At 41.8% G+C, this 21,954-nt stretch carries 16 protein-coding genes; 7 read left to right on the top strand and 9 right to left on the bottom strand.

All coding sequences use genetic code 11. The features are described from left to right. Positions 1-25: 25 nt before the first annotated feature. Entirely contained in the window at positions 26-1,090 is a 1,065-nt protein-coding gene (locus CGC64_RS14555; protein WP_005675620.1) for a LacI family DNA-binding transcriptional regulator, read from the bottom strand. A gap of 252 nt (positions 1,091-1,342) precedes the next feature. Here CGC64_RS14555 and CGC64_RS14550 point away from each other — a divergent pair, with 252 nt between their 5' ends. Both CGC64_RS14550 and CGC64_RS14545 read left to right on the top strand, forming a co-directional pair. After that, the gene (locus tag CGC64_RS14550) at positions 1,343-2,368 is read left to right on the top strand and encodes a sugar kinase (protein ID WP_005675621.1); all 1,026 of its coding nucleotides are present in this window, start codon (positions 1,343-1,345) and stop codon (positions 2,366-2,368) included. A 50-nt stretch (positions 2,369-2,418) separates the two neighbouring features. After that, positions 2,419-3,087, top strand: coding sequence for a bifunctional 4-hydroxy-2-oxoglutarate aldolase/2-dehydro-3-deoxy-phosphogluconate aldolase (locus tag CGC64_RS14545; RefSeq protein ID WP_005675622.1), 669 nt, complete (start codon positions 2,419-2,421; stop codon positions 3,085-3,087). 189 nt (positions 3,088-3,276) lie between these two features. Here CGC64_RS14545 and CGC64_RS14540 read toward each other — a convergent pair whose 3' ends face one another. The 8 genes from CGC64_RS14540 to CGC64_RS14505 all read right to left on the bottom strand — a co-directional run bounded on the left by CGC64_RS14540 (position 3,277) and on the right by CGC64_RS14505 (position 13,497). Further along, positions 3,277-3,537: a hypothetical protein gene (locus CGC64_RS14540; RefSeq protein WP_005681241.1), complete on the bottom strand. Its 261-nt coding sequence runs from the start codon at positions 3,535-3,537 to the stop codon at positions 3,277-3,279. A gap of 287 nt (positions 3,538-3,824) precedes the next feature. Next, positions 3,825-4,151, bottom strand: a complete 327-nt coding sequence (locus CGC64_RS14535; protein ID WP_005675623.1) for a DUF2149 domain-containing protein — start codon at positions 4,149-4,151, stop codon at positions 3,825-3,827. Further along, positions 4,148-4,762 (bottom strand): MotA/TolQ/ExbB proton channel family protein, encoded by a 615-nt coding sequence (locus CGC64_RS14530; protein WP_005675625.1) that lies wholly within the window; start codon positions 4,760-4,762, stop codon positions 4,148-4,150. The genes CGC64_RS14535 and CGC64_RS14530 overlap by 4 nt, the downstream gene beginning before the upstream one ends. Before the next feature lie 34 nt (positions 4,763-4,796). Beyond that, entirely contained in the window at positions 4,797-5,498 is a 702-nt protein-coding gene (locus tag CGC64_RS14525; protein WP_005675627.1) for a hypothetical protein, read from the bottom strand. A 29-nt stretch (positions 5,499-5,527) separates the two neighbouring features. Then, entirely contained in the window at positions 5,528-9,745 is a 4,218-nt protein-coding gene (locus tag CGC64_RS14520) for a cobaltochelatase subunit CobN (protein WP_005675629.1), read from the bottom strand. A gap of 39 nt (positions 9,746-9,784) precedes the next feature. Then, positions 9,785-11,926 carry a TonB-dependent receptor gene (locus CGC64_RS14515; protein WP_005675631.1) on the bottom strand — a complete coding sequence of 714 codons (2,142 nt, stop codon included), beginning with the start codon at positions 11,924-11,926 and terminating at the stop codon, positions 9,785-9,787. Positions 11,927-11,943: 17 nt separating this feature from the next. Then, a complete protein-coding gene (locus CGC64_RS14510; protein ID WP_032838152.1) occupies positions 11,944-12,606 on the bottom strand; it encodes an HmuY family protein in 663 nt (220 codons plus the stop codon). An 18-nt stretch (positions 12,607-12,624) separates the two neighbouring features. After that, positions 12,625-13,497, bottom strand: a complete 873-nt coding sequence (locus CGC64_RS14505) for a calycin-like domain-containing protein (protein WP_032837780.1) — start codon at positions 13,495-13,497, stop codon at positions 12,625-12,627. Between the two features lie 1,057 nt (positions 13,498-14,554). Between CGC64_RS14505 and CGC64_RS14495 the strand changes: the two genes are divergently transcribed. The 5 genes from CGC64_RS14495 (at position 14,555) to CGC64_RS14475 (ending at position 21,901) form a co-directional block, all read left to right on the top strand. Continuing rightward, the gene (locus tag CGC64_RS14495) at positions 14,555-16,153 is read left to right on the top strand and encodes an aspartate:alanine exchanger family transporter (RefSeq protein WP_005675635.1); all 1,599 of its coding nucleotides are present in this window, start codon (positions 14,555-14,557) and stop codon (positions 16,151-16,153) included. 46 nt (positions 16,154-16,199) lie between these two features. Beyond that, positions 16,200-16,580 carry a hypothetical protein gene (locus CGC64_RS14490; protein WP_005681236.1) on the top strand — a complete coding sequence of 127 codons (381 nt, stop codon included), beginning with the start codon at positions 16,200-16,202 and terminating at the stop codon, positions 16,578-16,580. A gap of 85 nt (positions 16,581-16,665) precedes the next feature. Beyond that, positions 16,666-18,993 carry a TonB-dependent receptor gene (locus CGC64_RS14485; protein ID WP_005675636.1) on the top strand — a complete coding sequence of 776 codons (2,328 nt, stop codon included), beginning with the start codon at positions 16,666-16,668 and terminating at the stop codon, positions 18,991-18,993. Between the two features lie 122 nt (positions 18,994-19,115). Further along, complete coding sequence (locus CGC64_RS19150) at positions 19,116-19,457, top strand: hypothetical protein (protein WP_032837778.1); 342 nt, start codon at positions 19,116-19,118, stop codon at positions 19,455-19,457. Between the two features lie 104 nt (positions 19,458-19,561). Continuing rightward, positions 19,562-21,901, top strand: coding sequence for a TonB-dependent receptor (locus CGC64_RS14475; RefSeq protein WP_005675637.1), 2,340 nt, complete (start codon positions 19,562-19,564; stop codon positions 21,899-21,901). Positions 21,902-21,954: the final 53 nt, after the last annotated feature.

Raw genomic sequence — 21,954 nt, 5'->3', positions numbered from 1 at the left:
GTTAGTTGGATTTGTTTTTTTGTTGTTATTTGCTATGGTAATAATCAATGGTTTCTACTGTCAACAAGTCAATTGGCATATAGTTGATGCAGGTCACTTCTTTCTTGAAAATAAGGTGGTCGCAAAGAGCTTTAATACCATTGAAACCTTGCAATTCCGGTTGCTGGGCAATGAGGAAGGAAACACTTCCTTCTTTCAGGCAGGTGACATTCCGTTCGAGAAGGTCATAACCTATCAGGTTGAAGTCTTTCTTTCCGTGACTTTGCAGATATTCGCCCACGATGTAGACTTTGGAGTTAAAAGTAATTCCGTTCTTCACTGTCGGGTGGGTGCGGAAGAGTTCATCCAGCATCTCATTGTCTTCGTCGTTGCGTTCGGCATGCAAGTCGAGCTCCAGTATAGTACAAGACGGATGATATTCTTCCATGTACTGCCTGAATCCGATTTCTCTGTTCTCTTGCTGGTTAGAACCGACAATTCCTTCATGTATTTTACGGAAAATGACGATTTCTTTTTCATCTCTGGCGAGCAGCATCAACATCCGTGCAGCAAAATATCCGCTCTGACGTGAGTTCTGGCCGAAGAAGGCGAGGGGAGGAACATCCTTGATATTCGAGTCTATATATATATAAGGTATGTCTAGTGTGTGCAGCCGGTCGGTGAATCCTTTCGTATATTGCGGAGCGGTGGGGGCCACCATAACTCCGTCCGGTTGAAGAGTCATAATCGTTTCGCTGGCATCAACAAAGGAATGATAGTCGTATGGGTCGTAATAGTTGATTTTCACCGAGGTATTAAAATCTGAATAGGTAGCAATAGCCTCGTGGATACCCAGTTCTACGGCAGTCCAGTATTCACCTTCCAAATGTTCCGGCAAAAGGCATATGAACGTATATTTCTTATTGGAAGCCAGCGCACTGGCATACATATTAGGCTGGTAGTCAAGCTGTTTTAGAATTTCTTCCACTCGTTTCTTACTTGCTTCCGATACTCCGCTACGACTGTGGATCACACGGTCTACCGTTCCTACTGATACATCTGCCAGACGCGCGATATCTTTAATTCTGATTCTTTCGGGCAATTTATTCATACGATTACCTTATTTATATAGGTTTTTGTGCTCGCACACAATAATAATCTTAATATTTTCGATACAAATATATAACAATTTTTGTAATTACGAAAATTGTTGTATCTTTGTGCCCGCACACGAAAGGTGTTGTATACTATCCTATTTATGGATTAATAGTCATTATATCAGTGTGTTAAGCTCGAAAATTAGCTAAAAATGATAAATTGAAAGTTCATAATATTAATAACTTAGAATTTAAAACATAAGATTATGGGAAAGAAAGTCGTTACATTAGGCGAAATCATGCTTAGATTATCAACTCCGGGTAATACTCGTTTTGTTCAATCTGATTCTTTTGATGTAGTATATGGTGGTGGAGAAGCGAACGTTGCTGTAAGCTGTGCCAACTACGGACATGACGCCTATTTCGTAACTAAATTGCCGAAACACGAAATTGGACAGTCTGCTGTTAACGCATTGCGTAAGTATGGTGTGAAGACAGACTTTATTGCTCGTGGCGGCGATCGTGTAGGTATCTACTATCTTGAAACAGGTGCTTCTATGCGTCCTAGCAAGGTTATCTATGACCGCGCTCATTCTGCTATTGCTGAAGCCGACGCTGTTGACTTCGACTTTGACGCTATCATGGAAGGCGCTGACTGGTTCCATTGGTCTGGCATCACTCCGGCTATCTCTGACAAGGCTGCCGAACTGACTCGTTTGGCTTGTGAAGCTGCAAAACGTCATGGTGTAACTGTTTCTGTTGACTTGAATTTCCGTAAGAAACTGTGGACAAAGGAAAAAGCACAGTCTATTATGAAACCGTTGATGCAGTTTGTCGATGTATGTATCGGTAACGAAGAAGATGCAGAACTTTGCCTGGGCTTCAAACCGGATGCAGACGTTGAGGCCGGTCACACAGATGCTGAAGGCTACAAAGGTATCTTTCAACAGATGATGAAAGAATTCGGATTCAAATATGTTGTTTCTACATTGCGCGAATCTTTCTCCGCAACTCACAACGGTTGGAAAGCTATGATTTACAACGGCGAAGAATTCTATACTTCAAAACGTTATGATATTGATCCGATTATCGACCGTGTAGGTGGTGGTGACTCATTCTCCGGTGGTATCATCCACGGTTTGATGACTAAACCTAATCAGGGCGAAGCTCTTGAATTTGCAGTGGCTGCGTCTGCCTTGAAACACACTATTAATGGTGATTTTAACCTTGTTTCCGTAGAGGAAGTGGAAGCATTGGCTGGTGGTGATGCAAGCGGTCGTGTACAGAGATAAAGAGATAAGTTGAAAGTTTAAAAACAATTCATTTAAAATAGGAGATTAAAATGGCAAAATTCGATAAAATAGCCGTATTGAATAAAATCGGTTCTACAGGAATGGTTCCTGTATTCTATCACAAAGATGCAGAAATTGCAAAAAAAGTGGTAAAGGCTTGTTATGACGGTGGTGTTCGTGCTTTTGAGTTTACCAATCGTGGTGACTTTGCACAGGAAGTATTTGCTGAAATCGTAAAATTCGCAGCAAAAGAATGTCCTGAAATGGCAATCGGTATCGGTTCTATCGTTGATCCGGCTACTGCCGCTATGTATTTGCAACTGGGTGCTAACTTCGTAGTAGGTCCATTGTTCAATCCTGAAATTGCTAAGGTATGTAACCGTCGTTCTGTGGCTTATACTCCGGGTTGTGGTTCTGTATCAGAAGTTGGTTTCGCTCAGGAAGTAGGTTGCGACTTTTGCAAAGTATTCCCGGGTGATGTTTACGGAACAAACTTCGTGAAAGGTTTAATGGCTCCGATGCCATGGTCTAAGTTAATGGTGACAGGTGGGGTAGAACCTACAAAAGAAAACCTGACAGCATGGATTAAGGCTGGTGTATTCTGTGTAGGCATGGGGTCTAAATTGTTCCCGAAAGATAAAGTGGCAGCAGAAGACTGGGCTTATGTAACAGCTAAATGCGAAGAAGCTCTCGGCTATATTGCTGAAGCTCGTAAATAAGATTAGAGAGCGAAAGCTGTCTATAATAAAAAAGAGGCTGGTGAGACAGCCTCTTCAAAATATGCCTCAAAGGGTTAGTTAGTTTAGTTAGTAATGAGGCATATTTTCATTTTGTTTAAAGGTGTTTAAAGGGGATAGGCCATCGGAATGAGTGATTCATTTCGGTGGCTTGTTTTTTGTTACTTTTCATTAAGAATGATGAGGCAATCGCATTTTGATGACACGCCCGACAATAAGAGCTATAATATAGAATACGGCAAAACCGATAATAGAAAAAACGAATGGCTTTTGTTCATTGAAGGTACGTCGTGGAGGAATGACAGTGTAAGTTTCTGACGTAACCTGATTGGTTGGCTGTGTGGCAGGAGAGACCTTTAGTGTTGTTCCTGTTGTTTCCATTTGACAGCTATCTGTTGCAGATATTGTATCCTCTGTTATTTCTGTAAACATATCTTTTTCCCTTTTTATTTGTATCTGAATTCTTGTAATTGTTATCAGTTATAACATAGTACATAGACTTTTGTTTAAGGGAGCAAAGATTGTTGCAAAGGTAATTAAAAAAGTAAATGATGAATCAAGGGGAGTGCATTCTTTTTAAAAGATTTGATGTAGGTCAATTTTTAAGGCCTTTCTTTCTTGTTGGCTTTTGATAAGAGTGCCATGTCGTGTGAGTTCTTTAGAGAGTTACACGGATAATATTTGTAGGCATTATCCGTGTAGTAGTGTTAGAGTAACAATTATTCGGGTACGTAAATTATTTCCCCGTTATCCAATTCATAGGCGATACCGACTTTCTTGCCACGTTTCCCTTCTTTTTTATCCTGGTCTTCCGAAGGAGTATACCGATTGATTTTTTCTCCTTCTTTGGTGATGATTTCCATATTTTCCTTACCCGGATTTTTCACCATGGTGAAGTCTTCTTGCGAGAATACCTCAGTCATGTTGTAGCGGCTGACAAGGGCAACCATTAAAGCTACTGCAAATACCATAGCAACGTCAAACAAGTTGGATACTACGCTGATGGGGTCGGAGTCTTCTTCTTTTCGTAATAGGTTATGTTTCATTTCTCAGTAGTTTTAGTAGTACGGTTTTCGTTCAGAAGTTCAGCGATAAATTCGAGATTGGTCATATCTTGCAGATACCAACGTTGCTTAACCTGCTGTGTGAGAAACCCGACGGCACCTGCTACCAATCCGACCACGGTCGTGGCAAAGGCAATCTGCATATTATAAGCCATGGAAGCAATATCTCCGCTTGCCAGTCCGGCCAGGGCAGGGCCCATTGGAATCAAAGTACCCATTAATCCTAAGATAGGGCCTAGTTTGGTCAACGTTTTTGAGATTGCAAGGTCTTTGTCGGCTGCAATCTCAAAGTTAGCCAATAAACGTTGTACTTGTGCGGGAGTGTCACGGGCATCCAGTACCTGACGCATATACATAATAACGAGTGAACGCGACTTTTCCGGTAACTTGGAATTTAGTTCTCCTACTGTTTCAGAAGTTAGTTTCCCCAGTTCATTGCGGAGCAAAGCTTCTGTTTTGCGAATGGACATATACTGTCCGTAGAAACTGCCTGCAAGTAACAGTGCCCGGCAGAAGAGAATGATTAATAATACGATGACAGGAACAAGTAATCCTGTTGAAATCCAATATAAAATATCTGATATAAAGTTCATTGTTGTTGATTATTTAATAGGTAATTGATTCTTTTTATTGCTTCATGCTTTTCTGTTTGTTTCTGTTCCGAAAGTTCCACCAGACAAGACCGATGATTCCACCGGCCAGAGTGATAACCAAAACGCCTGCCAGTGCTTGCCAGTCTATTTCGCTGACACCTGCCGCCGAAGTTCTTCCGTTGACGGTGGCTACAATTCCTAGGATAGCTACCAGTGCATTAGTGAGGAAGAACAATTCGAGGCGTAATTCCTTCTCCGGTAACAAATAGAGCAATAAATATCTGCCGGAAGGAATTGCTATCAGGATAAAACCGGCATAACTCCAGGCTATTGTCTGAAAGGAAATGCCCGGAAAGGCGAATATCAGGTATATTAACCCGCTGAATAGAACCGGGAAAATCAATAATCCAGGAAACCAGCGGAGAAAGCGGTACATCACAATCATACGAGGTTTGACCGGATAATCGTTCGCCACGTGGACAGCCAGCATGGCGTAAGCCATTTGCACGCAGACCTCCACACTAAGCAATACAGCTGTATCCAACATCAAAGGTTGATTACTAAGCCAATTTGCTATCTGGGTTTTAGACTGTTCAATAGCATACGGCCACATTAATCCGGCAAACGCAGCGCAGATAGCGGCGATAACACACACCGCTATTACTTTCCAAAATGTTTGCTTCAGCAGAAAATTAAATGCTGTCAGAAGCATAAGTACAAGGACAACTGTATTCATTTTTGCTAATTACAAATTATGAGTTACAATTACATTTGGCTGCTTTTACGGCGTTTGCGTACAAAGAGGATTAAAGCAAGTAGGACAATGATAACAGCAATACCGACAGCTACATTGCTTAATGTATTTGTTTGTTCTTCAGTAGTCTGGTTCATTTCTTCTTTTTTCATCACTACTCCTTTGTCATTTCCGCTTGCTTTTGCTTCACGGATTTTGGAGATATTCTCTTTGTATTGTGCGGCTGTTGGCGTATCTGCTTTAGAAGCAATATAATCGCGTAGTTTTGCATTGTCGCAGACGAAGCCCGAACAGGACGGACGATAATTGTTGACTATCTCCGTATGTAACTTACTCAATTCTGCTACTTGTTCTTCGCTGGCTTTCCATAATCCTTTGCGGGCACTTTCGAGCATGACAGCCGTCATTTCCTCGAGAGCGGCAGGATTCTGTTGTTCAAAGTATTTCTTTACTCCCAGGTTAAGCTCGTCTTTTACATATACATTATAGATATTATCCCAAAGTTCTTTATCAATGGCGGCAGGTTTCATCACATTCCAACCGTAAGTGTTGGTGATAACTTCTGCAAATTCACTTGCGGAAGAAGCTCCTCCTTTCATTTTCTCTTTAATATAGACCGGATTGAGAATAGTCGTACGACTTTCTACACCGACAGCTTCTTTAAGTTCCTGCATTTTCATGTTATTACGATTGCGATAGTCGCTGAGGTAAGCGTCCGGATCTTTACCGGTCACATTGCGAACGGCAAGATTCATGCCTCCCATAAACTCATATACATGGTCAAGGCTTAAGGCACCCCAAGTATTGCTTTGACGTGGCTGTACTACTACATCTGTACGTGTCAATGCTGCTTCAAAAGCAAATTTTTGGAAAACTTCCCAGTTCTTTTCACTACCGTAATAAGCTCCCATATTATTGAGATAGGTAGTAGCAAGTTCCGATTCATTTTCCCAACGGTCACCGGATTCCACCATTTCCTGAATACCGGTACCGTACATACCGTTTATTCCTCCGAATATGCGGAAAGTTGAAATCTCCCGGGCGTCTTTCGGGCTCAATCCTTTTTCTGTCAATACCCGTTCAGCCTCAATTACACTTGTCGCTACTTGGTTCTCGTATTTATCATCTTTGGCACCGGCAGCCATTTCTACCGCACGGTTAATCAGGAAAAGACGGGAGGCGGCAAGGTCACGAAGTTGTCCGGAGGTCTGAACTACCACATCAATACGCGGACGACCCAGTTCTGCCGAAGGAATCAATTTTAAATCGCTGACACGGCCGAAAGCATCACGAACAGGTTCTACACCAAGCATATAAAGGACTTGAGCAATCGTTGCTCCCCCGGTCTCGATGAACTCGGAGGACCAGAGTGTATAGCTTACTTTCCGTGGTATAGAATCGTTATGACGTTGTTTGTACGTATCAATCGTTTGTTTGGCTAAAGCAATCCCTTTTTCCCATGCCGATTCAGTAGGAGTCGCTTCAGCGTTGATAGCGTACATATTGCGTCCGGTAGGCAATGTATTCGGATTAGCTATGGGGTCACCTCCCGGGGTAGGGGTGGTGTAGCCTCCTTTCAATGCATTCATCAGACTAGCCAGTTCTTCTTCAGGACTTGTCAAAAGTGCATTTTTATAGTTTCCTATATTCTTAATAGTGCGTTCCACTTCTGTGACTGCCAAAGAAAACTCTATATCTTCTTTGCTATACTCTTTAGGAGCTTTTCCCGGATCCATGTTAGTGCCCATTTTCTTCATGGCTTCTTTCATGCTTTCGGGAATTTTCTCATGAGGGGACTTTTCACTTTGCTGTGCAGGATGTCCTCCCATTTTCTTGTTCTTATCATCTTTATCTTGTTTGGCTGCGGCAGCCATCATCATCGCCATCATTCCTTTCGGAGCATTCCGGTCAGCTTCTATTTGGCGTGCTTTAGCCAGTTCCTGAGGAGTAATTCCGGCAGTACGGCAGATCAGTTCGTCTGTTGCCTGTGCAGGATTGGTTATCAGCTTTTCTACTAACTGGCGGGCAGGATTTAGATATTGCTGTGTAAAAAGACTCCGGTGTTTGTTGATAGCGTTCGTAGCTTTTCCACGTTGCTTGTCAAGAGCCAAAAGGCTGTATGCGATAGGTTCTGTTGCCATTGCGTAAACAGAAGAAGTAATCCGTTCCGGTTCATACGGAACACCCATAGTATAAAGTTGCCCGGTGATTTTTTCTGTAGCCAATTCTTCGGCGAAGTTTTCTATACGGGCGATTTCATCCTCTGTATAAGGCTTGTTGGTGATGCTGTCCAGACCTAAATCCCGGTGGATTCCCATTTTTACTGTCAATGCTTTGATGGCCAGCGATTCCTGCTCTTTATTCTCTTTTGCGGAGTTATTGTAAATCTTGATTTTCTCCATAAGCTCACGATAGATACCGCGCACGCTACTTTCGAGGAAAGGAGGAGTAAGGTAAGATTGCAGTGTCGCATACGAACGGCGTTTTGCCATCATTCCTTCACCTACATTTCCGATAGAATAGAGATAAAAGTGAGGAACAGCTCCGACCAGACGGTCCGGCCAGTCATTGCTGCATAGGGCAACTTGTTTTTTAGGAGTGAATTCCAAACTGCCATGTGTTCCGAAATGAATGAGTGCATCAGCTTTGAAACCGTGCTGCATCCATAAATAAGAAGCGATATAAGTATGCGGAGGAGCAGCGTTCGTTCCATGAACTACCTGAAAAGAATTGTCTCCACTTCCTGCTGCATTCTGTGGCATTAACACGATATTACCGAACTGTAACCGGGCTACGCCCAAACATCCGTCCGAAGTGACCATATAGTTTCCGGGAAACTCTCCGTCGGCAGCAACGACTTCTGCATATTTTTCAGGACGAAGCGATTCTTTCACCCAGCTTTCATATTGTTCTTTTGTAATTAATTCCGGATTTCCGTTTTTCATGAACTCGTCAAAAGCTCCCTCTGCATACGAGTTGAATACTGCACCTTGTGCTTGTATCATTTTTGCAAGTTCTTGTGCATTGGCAGGAAGTCCTGACACATTATAACCTTCCTGTTTCATGCGAAGCAAGAGATTGTAGAGCGAAGGTACTACTTCCATTCCGGCAGCCGTCAAGGCATTTTGTCCCGGTCCTTTGTAATAGTAGATAGCAACCTTTTTGTCTTTATTAGGCTTTGTTTTCAGATTCAGATAGTTGTTGATAGTGGAAACGAATGTTTTCAGTCGTTCGGGAATGGCGTATGAGTGGCGTAATCCTTCTTTGTCTTCATATTGTGCAAAAAGGGCAAAGGGGCGGATAGCACCATCTATTTCCGGTGTCACAATGCTTTGTGACATAAAACCACCGGACATACCCAACGGATCGTTTTCCCATTCATCCACAAGGCTGTTGATCGTGAGTGGGGCAAAAAGCAGAATATTCTTAGTTTTCAGATAATCTACCATTCTATCCCCCATGCGTCCGTGAGCCATATTAATAACAGCGTCAGGCTGCACTTCATCAATAAACGACATGAATCTTGTCATTGACTGAACCGGATAAACGTTGTAGCCTTCTTTTTCGAGAGCTTTGATGAGGTCGGTAGCATCTGCCATTTGTCCGGTAATTATAATTCTTCGAGCTCCTTCTTTGTAGAGGTTGTTGTCTTTCATAAATTTCTCATAGTCGGTAACTGTGAGAAATTCCAGCTCATCGTCCGGATTACTGATTCCGGCATGATACAACATATCGCTCGGCCTTTCTACCGGGTCTTCCATTTCAGTTGTGGAATATGTTTTTCCATCAATGGCTTTACGGATGTAGTTCAACATATTCCTGTAGTTTGTTTTTCCGCCATTGCTCAGATAGCGGCGTATCAGATTCTGTTGTACACTATCGAGGTTACAGATATTGTTGGTAGGATTGGTGGCCATTGATGTGTACACAGGGACACCTTTGTCTGCTGCCTGCTGTATTTGCTGACGCTGTTCTTCAACGATACGCAGTCCCATGCCGTTAACAAATACCATATCATAATTTGACAGGCGGTCGAGGTTGGCAAGCGATACTTCGCTGAGTTTGATGAATGAATTGTCATTTGCTTTCGATATGCTTCCCTGCTGTATGGTCTGGAAGTTGACGAAAGCAATCTTTGTGGCGCTGAACCAGGCATTCCAGATAGATATGCCTATCAGGACGGCTGCAACGATGCACACACCTAAGATGATTTTACTTTTCTTTTTCATTTCTCTTATTTTTAGCTTTGTATGTAGTTTTATTGTTGTTTATTTTTTGAAGAACCGATCTATATCCAACGAAAGACCTAGTGTCAGATTAGCTCCTGTCGTAGTGGGTGAATTGAAATAATAATAATCCGGTACATAGTTAAACAAGTTATTAATAGCCAGATTCATATTCACACCTTTGAATACTCCCACCGAGAAGGTTAAATCCCAAATCATATATCCCGGGTACGTAACAGCAGTGCTTCCGGCAGCAGGGTTGTTGAAGCTATCGTTGTATACGTTTGTTTTTACTTCTGACAAGATGCGTCCGTTGAGTGAATAATTGAAATCTACTTTATCTAGGTTTTCGCCCCAGTCTACTCTTACAGTTGCCGTATGCGGGCGCGTATCTGTGAATTTTTTCTGCCCGTCACGCATAAATTCATGGATGTAAGTGTATGACATACGAAATCCTAATCCACAGGGGTATTTGGCAGAGATGTTAGCGTCCACTCCTGCAATGTCCACTTTGTCGGTATTGGTATATATTTGTCCTTTGGGATCATCGCTGTAAACTGTGTTAATACGGTTGTGTACCAGATTATAATATCCTGTTACAGAAAAATTGTAACGGTTTTTTGTGTACTCGGCAGACAGGGAGAAGTTGTGGCTTGTTTCTGATTTAAGATCAGGATTTCCATAAATCATCATCATGTTTGCCATATTGAACACCATATACATTTCTTTTAAAGTCGGTGAGCGGAATCCTTGTGAATAAGAACCTCTCAATGAACAGTTACCAATCTTATACATCATTCCCAAATGCGGGGATAAATGACGAACATTGGAATCGGAGAAATAATCGAACCGTAATCCGGCGATTACATTTAGTCTTTCAGTCGGATTCCAGTCGAATTGTCCGAAAGCATCTGCTGTATGCATGATATAGTTAGCGTTATCAGTGAATTGGTAAGACATCAGATAATCGCGAAGGTAATCGGCTCCGACAGTCAACGTATGTTTTTCATTGAAAGTGTAATTATAAAGAGCGTGTACATTATGCTGCACATTGCTATAATCACGTACATCATTTTTATAGAGTACCTGGTAATCACTTTTGTCATATTGGTCGAAAGTGTAACCGACTTCAAGATTACTTAATGTGTTGAATGTATAATTTGCTTTTAGCCCACCGTTGAAATCCCGGTATCTGTCTTGAGTGTCTCCCGGTTTATTACGTTCACGGAAATAATACCCAGCTCTTGCGGTCAGTTTAAGTGTTTCCAATGGGTGATAGATCAGCCGTTCCTTGAAGTTCCATACTCGGCTTCCGAATACAGTTGAGAAATCTCCCAGATTATCTACGCCATACGTATCTACATTATTATATTGTACATTGGTCAGGCTGTTGAATTTACCTGCATTGAATCCCACAGTACCACCATATCGATGGTCATTGTGCTCGGAGAAGCGTGAATTAAGATTTAAATTCCATGGGTCATCCGATTCGCGTGTAATGATGTTGATAACCCCTCCGATAGCGCTTGAACCGTAAAGGGTGGATGCTGCACCTTTCACAATCTCGATGCGTTCTACATTATCAAGGTTCAGACGGTCGTAGTCTACGTTATTTAGCGTTTCACCGGCCAAACGTTCCCCGTCTACAAGAAATAATACAGAGTTTCCGCCGAAGCCTTGCATATTGATAGAGGTTTGCTGGTCCATAGCAAAAGTGAATTCAATGCCGGGAAGTTCAGTCTTTAACAAGTCGGCTACATTATTGGCATTTACCTTTTTAATATCTTCCGAGGTAATCACCCGTGTAATGATAGGTGCATCTTTCAGCAGTTTGGGAGTACGGGTACCGGTAACTACTACCGTTCCTAAGTCAAATTGATCTTCGGATAGACGGAAACTTAGTTTTTTGTTTTCGTCCGTTGTGAATTTCTTTTCTGCTGTTTGATAACCTACGTAAGAGGCGGTAATGATATACACGCCAGTTCCGGGTAGTTGCAATGTATATGTTCCGTCGGATGTGGTGACGGCTCCAGTTCCTTTTCCTTTTATAGAGATTGTGGCGCCGGGAAGGGGTTCCCCGTTTGTATCAGTTACACGTCCGCTGACATAATTACTGGATTGTTGTGCAAATGTGGAGCAAGTTGCTATAAAGGAAAATAATAATATTATAAATGTAGGTTTCATTCTTTGTTATTGTTTTCTTAGTTATTTTCTTCGAAATCAAATGGATATAGGAAGTCGAAGTCGATGTATCCCTTTATACCTTTGGCATTGGTATAGTTGGTAAAACGAATGGCTGCATAGGTGTTGTCTTTCAGTCGTATCAGGTAGACCTGATTGGACATTGTGTAGATAGGTGGCATAGTCGAAGTATCTACATTCAGCCAGGTGGATAGGACACTGTTATAATAAGAGTCGGTATAGACAATGTTTCCTTCCATCATGCCGGACATATCAATAGCAATTTTGTCCGTTGTCCATTCATCTTTAACAAAGTCTTTGTCATCAGGCAATTTTCCGTTTGCTTTCAGGGCATCAAAACTTGTGTAGCTCGTTTGGTAAGCTGCCCCTTCATTCGTTTTTATATCATAGCGATGAATGGCGATATCCCAATTATCGGGTATTTCGCTTTCATATTCTTTCCCGATTTTGACTGTGGTAACTTTACGACCGGAAAAATCAATATATGCCCACTCTGTGTACTCAACAGTTTTGATTTGTGAGAAACTATTTTCTTTGATTTCCATTTCAGTTTCTGTGGGGGCGTCATAAATATTCTCAAATAATCCATTACAAGCTGAGAGCGACATAGCCGCTCCCAGTATCATTGTATATTTAAAAATAGTGTTATTGCTTCTTTTCATTTCTTTCATTTAGATTGTTTATTCTGCACTTGCTGTATCACTTCCTGTAAATACTGTGGAAATAGCTATCGGCATACTACCTGGCTTGAAGTCAGTGTTAATAGTAGCAGTACCGTCTGCTGCGATTGTACCACTCAGGCTTTCTCCTGTGATAGCTTTTCCATTGCTGTCGGTAGATTCATATTCTCCCAGGCTGAGTGAATAGGTTCCGTTTGCTCCGGCTGTTACATTGACTCCACTGATAGTGAAATTACCTAAACTCATATGACCACCGGCACCTGACAAGTTAGCGAAACCGCTTAAAGTAATGTCTACCGTTGTGTCCGATACACGTTTGATAACAGCTTTACATTCATCAGTTGTGCCGTAGGATGTATCTCCAACACTGATAGACAATGAACTGTTATACTGATAGGTAGCAGCTATATTATAAGTTATCGGTGTTTCTCCTTGCATGAACACGATTTCCATTTCTCCCATGGGTGTCGGAATATCTACATTAGTCTTCAAGGTTAACACTTTGGATTCATTTACACTACCTTCCAGTGTGTAGTTATAACTACTACCTGTGCCACTGCCCATGGACATCACCACTTCACCTGAACCACTGAAAGATTTCGAGGAAAGTTTTAAATTATTCAGGCGGAAATCACCTGAACCGGATTTATATACCAAATTAATGCTACCGTCTTCGTTACCGGTTATTGTTGCGCTGGATTGATCGCCCAACAAATAGTCTGAGAACATATCGCATTCACCGACTGAATATCCATTATAAGTGCCGGCAATTTCCTTTGCAAGATTTATATCGTTGTCGTCACCGCAAGAAACAAATGTTGTTGAAAATGATAGTGCCATAAGAGCAACTGTCCAAAAGTTTAAAATTTTCATACTTAATATTGATAGATAATGATTAATAAATTTTTCAGTTGCAAAGGTACGGGGAACTGAAATGTGGAAAAATACCCAAAAGAAATGAAAAAGAGTTGAGACGTTAATCATATGTAGGTATTATAAAAAGTTTGAACCAATTCTTTTCACTTTGGAATTTGAAAATGAGGAAATCACGGCTTTTTCATTTAAGCTTTGAATTAGTCGTTCGATTCTCCGACCCATGCCACTGCGGCATGAGGGGAAATCCCGTTATTGGTAATCACTGATTTACGAATATCTCAAATCTGAATTTTTCTCATTTTTGAGCTGGAAAATGCAACACGTCAGTGAAGCTTACTGATAGTCCCCTTATTATCTCAGCCGTGCGTGAATAATCTGCTTTTCTTCTGGAATACTTGACAAACGACTTTTTATTTTGTATCTTTGAAGAAATAAAAGTGATAAATAGCATGAGTGATATAAGAAAAATAGATACATAAATAGCATTCAGACTGATATGTTTTAGTATCAGGATAGATATGATATAGGGCAATAGTCTAACGATTATTGCCCTATTTTGTTTGTATTTTTGCGCAAAACATTTAATCCATTTCCGAAAAACGAAAAAAATAGTTTTTAATAAACTCTGATACCGTTTATAATAAACTATCCAAAAGTTTATTATAAACAGAAATCAAGTTTATTAATATTGGAATAGCTGGTTGTAAAAATAGGAAAAACTGTATTATAGAGTAGAGGAGCATCGATAAGCGCATTCGTTTACAAAGTAATATAAGATAACATTTTCCATTTCTTCCAAATATGCAGAGAATTCAAACCGTCAACACAAGGAGATAGTATCCCGTCAAAAATGAACGATAAGAAGAAACACCTATGGTGATGTTTCCGCATCGCTGCGCACGAATATAAGGATTTTTACTACAATAACGAGCGACGAACAATATTTCTTAAATGAAAAAGCCGTGTGAGGAAATCACTTGTAAGATGGAATGTTGTGCGGATTGAAATAAAATCCGTACCTTTGCGCCCTTAAAACTAACTAACCTTTATTTTTATGTTTACTGACTTGTTGCACTCCTCTTATTTTTCCCTTTTCCTGATTGTCGCGTTGGGATTTATGCTGGGAAGAGTTAAAATTAAGGGGTTATCTCTTGATGTGTCAGCGGTAATCTTTATCGCACTTCTTTTCGGGCACTTTGGCGTCATCATTCCCAAAGAATTGGGAAATTTCGGTTTGGTACTTTTTATTTTTACTATCGGTATTCAGGCAGGACCCGGATTCTTCGATTCTTTCCGTAGTAAGGGGAAGACGTTGATTCTCATTACTATGCTTATCATTTGTTCCGCCTGTCTCACGGCGGTAGGACTGAAGTATGCGTTCGACATTGATACTCCCAGTGTGGTAGGTCTGATTGCCGGAGCATTAACCAGTACGCCGGGCTTAGCCGTCGCTATTGACAGTACACACTCACCTTTGGCTTCCATTGCTTACGGTATCGCATATCCGTTTGGAGTTATCGGTGTGATTTTGTTTGTTAAGCTGCTGCCTAAAATCATGCGGGTGGACTTGGATAAAGAAGCACGTCGCCTGGAGATAGAACGTCGTGGACAATTCCCTGAATTGATTACCTGCATCTATCGTATCACTAATTCAAACGTATTCAACCGCAGTCTGATGCAGATTAATGCTCGAGGAATGACAGGAGCTGTTATTTCCCGTCTGAAACATAGTGATGAAATATCTATTCCTACTGCTTCTACCGTGTTGCACGAAGGAGACTATATACAAGCAGTAGGTAGCGAAGAATCACTAAATCAACTCGCAGTGCTGGTAGGCGAGCGTGAAGAAGGCGAACTTCCTTTGGATAAAACACAGGAAATAGAGTCTTTGTTATTGACCAAAAAGGACATGATAAACAAGCAATTGGGAGATTTGAATTTACAGAAAAACTTTGGTTGCACAGTGACCCGTATTCGTCGAAGTGGTATTGATTTATCCCCGTCGCCTGATTTGGCCTTGAAATTCGGCGATAAGTTAATGGTTGTGGGAGAGAAAGAAGGACTTAAAGGTATAGCCCGCCTACTGGGAAATAATGCGAAGAAATTGTCGGATACAGACTTCTTCCCGATTGCAATGGGGATTGTACTGGGAGTGTTGTTTGGCAAAATAAATATCTCTTTCTCCGAAAGTCTGTCATTCTCACCGGGATTGACCGGAGGTGTCCTAATGGTAGCTCTCGTACTGAGTGCGATCGGTAAGACAGGACCTATTATTTGGTCTATGTCGGGACCTGCCAATCAGTTGCTGCGCCAATTAGGTCTGCTTCTTTTCTTAGCCGAAGTAGGTACTTCCGCCGGAAAAAATCTCGTAGCTACTTTTCAGGAAAGCGGGCTACTGATGTTCGGTGTAGGAGCAGCCATTACTTTGGTGCCGATGCTTATTGCAACAGTTGTGGGGCGTCTGATATTTAAAATTAGTTTACTCGATTTGCTGGGAACTATCACCGGTGGTATGACAAGTACGCCCGGTCTGGCTGCTGCCGATTCAATGGTAGACAGTAATATTCCCAGTGTGGCATACGCAACAGTTTATCCGATTGCTATGGTATTCCTGATTCTGTTTATACAAATGATAGCTTCAGCCGTATATTAACAGTATTCTGTCTGAAAATTGATTGTTAAAAAAATAGTTTGTATCTTTGCCGTCCCAAAGTAGAAATGAGTTGAAACGATTGTTACTGAATATAACGCGCTATTTCTTGCCGATACTTTTTGTATCGTATCTGGTAAGCCTTACATTCTTTGCCCACGTACATGTGGTCAATGGCGTGACAATCGTCCATTCACACCCGTTTAAGAAAGGGGCGGCACATGAACATTCAACAGTCGAGCTGATACATATTCATTTCCTGTCTCATCTGACGACGGACGGTGCGGCTGTTATTTTTGCTCTTTCTCTTTTCATCCCTTTTTTATTGTGCCTGTTGCTCGGTCGTCCGCAGCATATGCATTCTCATGCTCCATATCATGGAGTGACTGCACTTCGGGCACCGCCTGCGATTCGTTTTTCAGTTATTTAGCTGATGATATTCTGCCTTGTTTGAGGCTGGGTATTGTCTGATTTTTCATGTGAATACTTAACGAAGAACGAATTATAAACGAAAAATGAAAAAATACATATTTTCGCTTGTCTGCTTGTGCTGTGCATTGTTGCCTGCTCTTGAAGGACAAGCTGCTCTTCACGAGCATCCTGAGTATCCGGAATTGCGTAAATCGGATGCGAATATTGTTGGTCATATCCTTGATAAAAATACAAAAGAACATTTGCCCTATATTACTATTGCTCTGAAAGGAACAACAATCGGTACTGTAACCGACGTAACCGGACATTATTTCCTGAAGAACCTTCCCGAAGGAAATTTCGTACTTGAAGTTAGTTCTGTAGGTTATAAAACGGTGAGGCGGAATGTGACCTTGAAGAAGGGACATACGCTGGAGGAAGATTTTGAAATAGAAGAAGATGCGGTAGCATTGGACGGTGTCGTTGTTTCTGCCAATCGCAATGAAACAACCCGTCGTTTGGCACCGACATTGGTGAATGTTGTCGATCTGAAAATCTTTGAGAATACCAATTCGACAACTTTAGCACAAGGACTGAATTTTCAGCCGGGAGTTCGCGTAGAATCCAATTGTCAGAACTGTGGCTTCCAGCAGGTACGTATCAATGGACTGGACGGTCCTTATACACAAATCCTGCTGGATTCTCGTCCTATCTTCAGTGCACTTTCCGGAGTATATGGCATCGAACAGATTCCTGCCAGCATGATTGAACGTGTGGAAGTGATGCGCGGAGGTGGTTCGGCGTTGTTCGGTTCGTCTGCTATTGCAGGTACAATCAATATCATCACAAAGGAGCCGATTCGTAATTCGGGTATGTTGTCGCATACTATTACTGGGATTGGCGACGGTGACGCTTTTGATAACAGTACAGCATTGAATGCCTCACTAGTGACGGATGACCAGCGTGCAGGTTTATATATCTTCGGTCAGAACCGTCATCGGTCGGCGTATGACCATGACGGAGATGGATATTCGGAAATACCGAAGATACACGGGCAAACGGTCGGTTTCCGTTCTTTCCTGAAGACAACTACTTATTCCAAATTGACTTTCGAATATCATCACATGGAAGAATTCCGTAGAGGAGGAGATATGCTCAGCCGTCCGCCTCATGAAGCGAATGTGGCTGAGCAGACAGAGCATTCTATCAATGGTGGTGGTATGAAGTTCGATTATTTCTCACCTGACGAGAAACATCGTTTCAATGTATTCGCATCTGCGCAACATATTAATCGTGATAGCTATTATGGAGGTGGGCAGGACCCGAATGCTTACGGAAACACTACTGACCTAAATTGGATGGCAGGCTCACAATATGTTTACAGCTTTGGTAAATGTATTTTCATGCCTTCTGATTTTACTGCCGGAGTGGAATTTAATCAGGACAAACTGGAAGACAATATGTGGGGATACAACCGTACGGTAGATCAGAAAGTAAATATCGGTAGTGCTTTCGTACAAAACGAATGGAAGAATGATCGTTGGGGATTTTTGCTCGGAGGTCGTTTTGATAAACATAACCTGATAGATCATCTCATTTTCAGTCCCCGTGCCAATCTGCGGTTCAATCCGACCAAGGATATCAATCTTCGTTTGAGTTATTCATCCGGTTTCCGAGCTCCCCAGGCTTTTGATGAGGATTTGCACGTAGAAAATGTAGGTGGTAAAGTAGCAATGATTGAACTTGCTGATAATCTGAAAGAAGAAAGATCTCAGAGTTTGAGTGCTTCTGCGGATGTTTATCGGCGTTTTGGCGCTTTTCAGATAAACTTCCTGATTGAAGGATTCTATACTAAATTATCAGATGTCTTTGCTCTTACCGACGGTGAAGTTGTAGACGGAGTTCTGATACGTACACGTCATAATGCACCGGGAGCTCGGGTAATGGGACTTACATTGGAGGGAAAAATGGCTTATCTGAATAAATTCCAGATTCAGGCAGGGGTAACTCTGCAACAGAGTCATTACAGTGAACCGCATACGTGGAATAAGGACGCACCGGCAGTAAAGAAAATGATGCGCACACCTAACACTTATGGCTATTTCACAGCAACCTATACACCGATAAAGCCGTTATCCATTGCGCTTTCGGGTACATATACCGGTTCAATGCTGGTTCCTCACGAGCCAGTCCCCGGATTCCTTGAGAACCCGATTACGGTGAATACAAAAGATTTCTTTGATATAGGTTTAAAGGCGGCTTATGATTTTAAACTTTATAAATCAATGAATCTCCAGATAAATGCTGGCATACAGAATATCTTCAATGCTTATCAGGATGACTTTGATAAAGGTGCAGATCGTGACTCTGGTTATATTTACGGCCCGTCACTGCCGAGAAGTTTCTTTGTAGGAGTAAAGATTAGCTATTAATAATGGTTTAATAATTCTTTTAAGCTCTGAAATCGTCATAAATGGGGATTGTCCGGATATAAAACAATCCCTATCTTTGCTTCGCAGAAAACGCTATTGTTTTTGTTACACAAAACTAACGAATGAGACAACTGTATCGGAATATAATAAAGTTTTTTCTGCCTGTACTATTTATTTCGTACATGGCAGGGATTACTTTGTTTACTCACTCTCATGTAGTAAACGGGGTTACAATTGTCCACTCACATCCTTTTAAGAAGGGCACCGAACACAATCACACGACAGTTGAGTTTCAGTTACTTCATCTATTGAACCAAGTGTTGGTGACAGATAGCGGGTTATTACCTATATTTGTTGTTTCCGTTTTATCATTATTATGTATTCTTCTTATTCGTCCGCAAGGTGCGTGTTATTGCCGGTCTTGTCCGGGTGTTGTCTCTCTTAGGGCACCTCCTGTCCCTTAGTCTACATTTATCGAAATTGCTATTTATTTTTAGAAACAGTACTTATTATTGTTTCCGTTTCCTTTATTACTTTCTGAATTTAAACGATTAAAAGACTAACGACAATGAAGAAATATCTATTAGTCCTGGTCAGCCTATGTTGTGTCTTATCGGCCGCATTCGCTGAGAATCCGGATTACCCTGAGCTGAAAAAATCTGATGCAAATATTATCGGTCATGTATTGGATAAAAAGACGAAAGAACATTTGCCTTATATTACAGTCGCACTGAAAGGCACTACGATAGGAACTGTGACTGATGCAACCGGGCATTATTTTCTGAAGAACCTGCCGGAAGGTAGCTTTGTTCTCGAAGTGAGTTCAGTTGGCTATAAAACACTTACTCGCAACGTTACCCTGAAGAGAGGAAAGACATTAGAGGAAGATTTTGAAATAGAAGAAGATGCGATCGCTTTAGACGGAGTGGTGGTTTCTGCCAATCGCAGTGAAACGACTCGGCGTCTGGCTCCGACTTTGGTCAATGTTGTTGATTTGAAACTTTTTGAAACGACTAATTCTTCAACTCTGTCGCAGGGGTTGAACTTCCAACCCGGTGTCCGTGTAGAAACAAACTGCCAGAATTGTGGTTTCCAGCAAGTCCGTATCAATGGTTTGGACGGGCCTTATACGCAGATATTGATTGATTCGCGTCCTGTGTTCAGCGCTCTTTCGGGAGTATACGGGTTGGAGCAGATTCCTGCCAGTATGATTGAGCGAGTAGAGGTCATGCGTGGGGGAGGATCAGCCTTGTTCGGCTCTTCAGCCATTGCTGGAACAATTAATATCATTACGAAGGAACCTTTACGTAACTCCGGTCAGTTGTCGCATACCATTACTTCTGTCGGAGGAAGTTCCTCGTTTGATAATAACACATCGTTGAATGCTTCTTTGGTGACTGACGATCATCGTGCGGGATTGTATATTTTCGGACAAAACCGTCATCGGTCCGGATATGACTATGACGGCGACGGATTTACAGAACTTCCTGAATTGAAGAATCAAACAGTCGGTTTCCGTTCTTATCTGAAGACAAGTACATATTCAAAGTTGACATTCGAATATCACCATATGCAGGAGTTTCGCCGGGGTGGGGATATGTTGGACCGTCCACCTCACGAAGCCCATATTGCGGAGCAGTTACAACATTCGATAGACGGCGGGAGTTTGAAATATGATTATTTCTCACCAAATGAAAAGAATCGTCTGAGTATCTTCGCGTCGGCTGCCAATACAGACCGTGACAGTTATTACGGTCCCGGGAATGACCCTCTCAAAGCATACGGAAAGACAACAGACCTTATTGCTATGGGGGGTGCCCAATACGTACATACGTTTGATAAATGTCTTTTCATGCCTTCCGATCTCACTGCGGGACTTGAATACAACCGTGACCGGCTGAAAGATAATATGTGGGGATACGATCGTCATACGGATCAGACAGTGAATATTTACAGCGCCTTCCTGCAAAATGAGTGGAAGAATGAACGCTGGAGTATTTTGGTCGGAGGACGTCTCGATAAACATAATATGGTAGATAATATCATTTTCAGCCCACGTGCCAATTTGCGCTTTAATCCTACGCAGAATATCAACTTGCGTTTGAGTTATTCTTCCGGTTTTCGTGCTCCTCAGGCTTTTGATGAGGATATGCATATTGAAAATGTAGGTGGAACTGTTGCCATGATTGAACGGACGAAGAATCTGAAGGAAGAGAAGTCGCAGAGTTTTAGTGCATCCGCAGATATCTATCATCGTTTTGGCGCTTTTCAGACTAATTTTCTGATAGAAGGATTCTACACAAAACTGACAGATGTCTTTGTGCTGGGTGAACCTTATAATCGTGGAGACGGTGTTCTGGTGAAATTACGTAGTAATGGTCCGGGTGCCAAAGTAGTGGGGGTAACGCTGGAAGGGAAACTGGCTTATCTTTCCTTGTTGCAAGTACAGGCAGGATTGACATTGCAGCGTAGCCGATATGATGAACCGCATAAGTGGCATGATGATGTGCCTGCCAAGAGGACGATTTTCCGTACTCCCAATGTGTATGGCTATTTCACCGCTACCTATATTCCGATTAAACCTTTATCAATAGCCTTGTCAGGTACATATACCGGTAGTATGTTTGTGCAACGCATGGATATTACAGCCGAAAATGCTGCAATGGGTGATATGCCCGAACGAAAAGCGGAAGCTGTTAAAACTCCGAAGTTCTTAGATTTGGGCGTGAAACTTGCTTATGACTTTAAATTATATAAAACAGTTGATTTACAACTTAGCGGTGGTGTTCAGAATATTTTGGAAGCCTATCAGAAAGATTTTGATAGAGGAGCAAACCGTGATTCCGGCTATATCTATGGTCCCGCACTGCCGAGAAGTTTTTTTGCAGGAGTGAAGATTAGCTATTAAAACAGTGTATAAAAGATTTGTCTCCAGATAAACATATATAAAAAACAGCTTTC

Origin of the sequence: Bacteroides caccae (assembly GCF_002222615.2) — a bacterium.
Taxonomy (GTDB): domain Bacteria; phylum Bacteroidota; class Bacteroidia; order Bacteroidales; family Bacteroidaceae; genus Bacteroides; species Bacteroides caccae.
The sequence above is the reverse complement of the archived record's forward strand: the minus strand, read 5'-3'. Positions and strand labels throughout refer to the sequence as shown.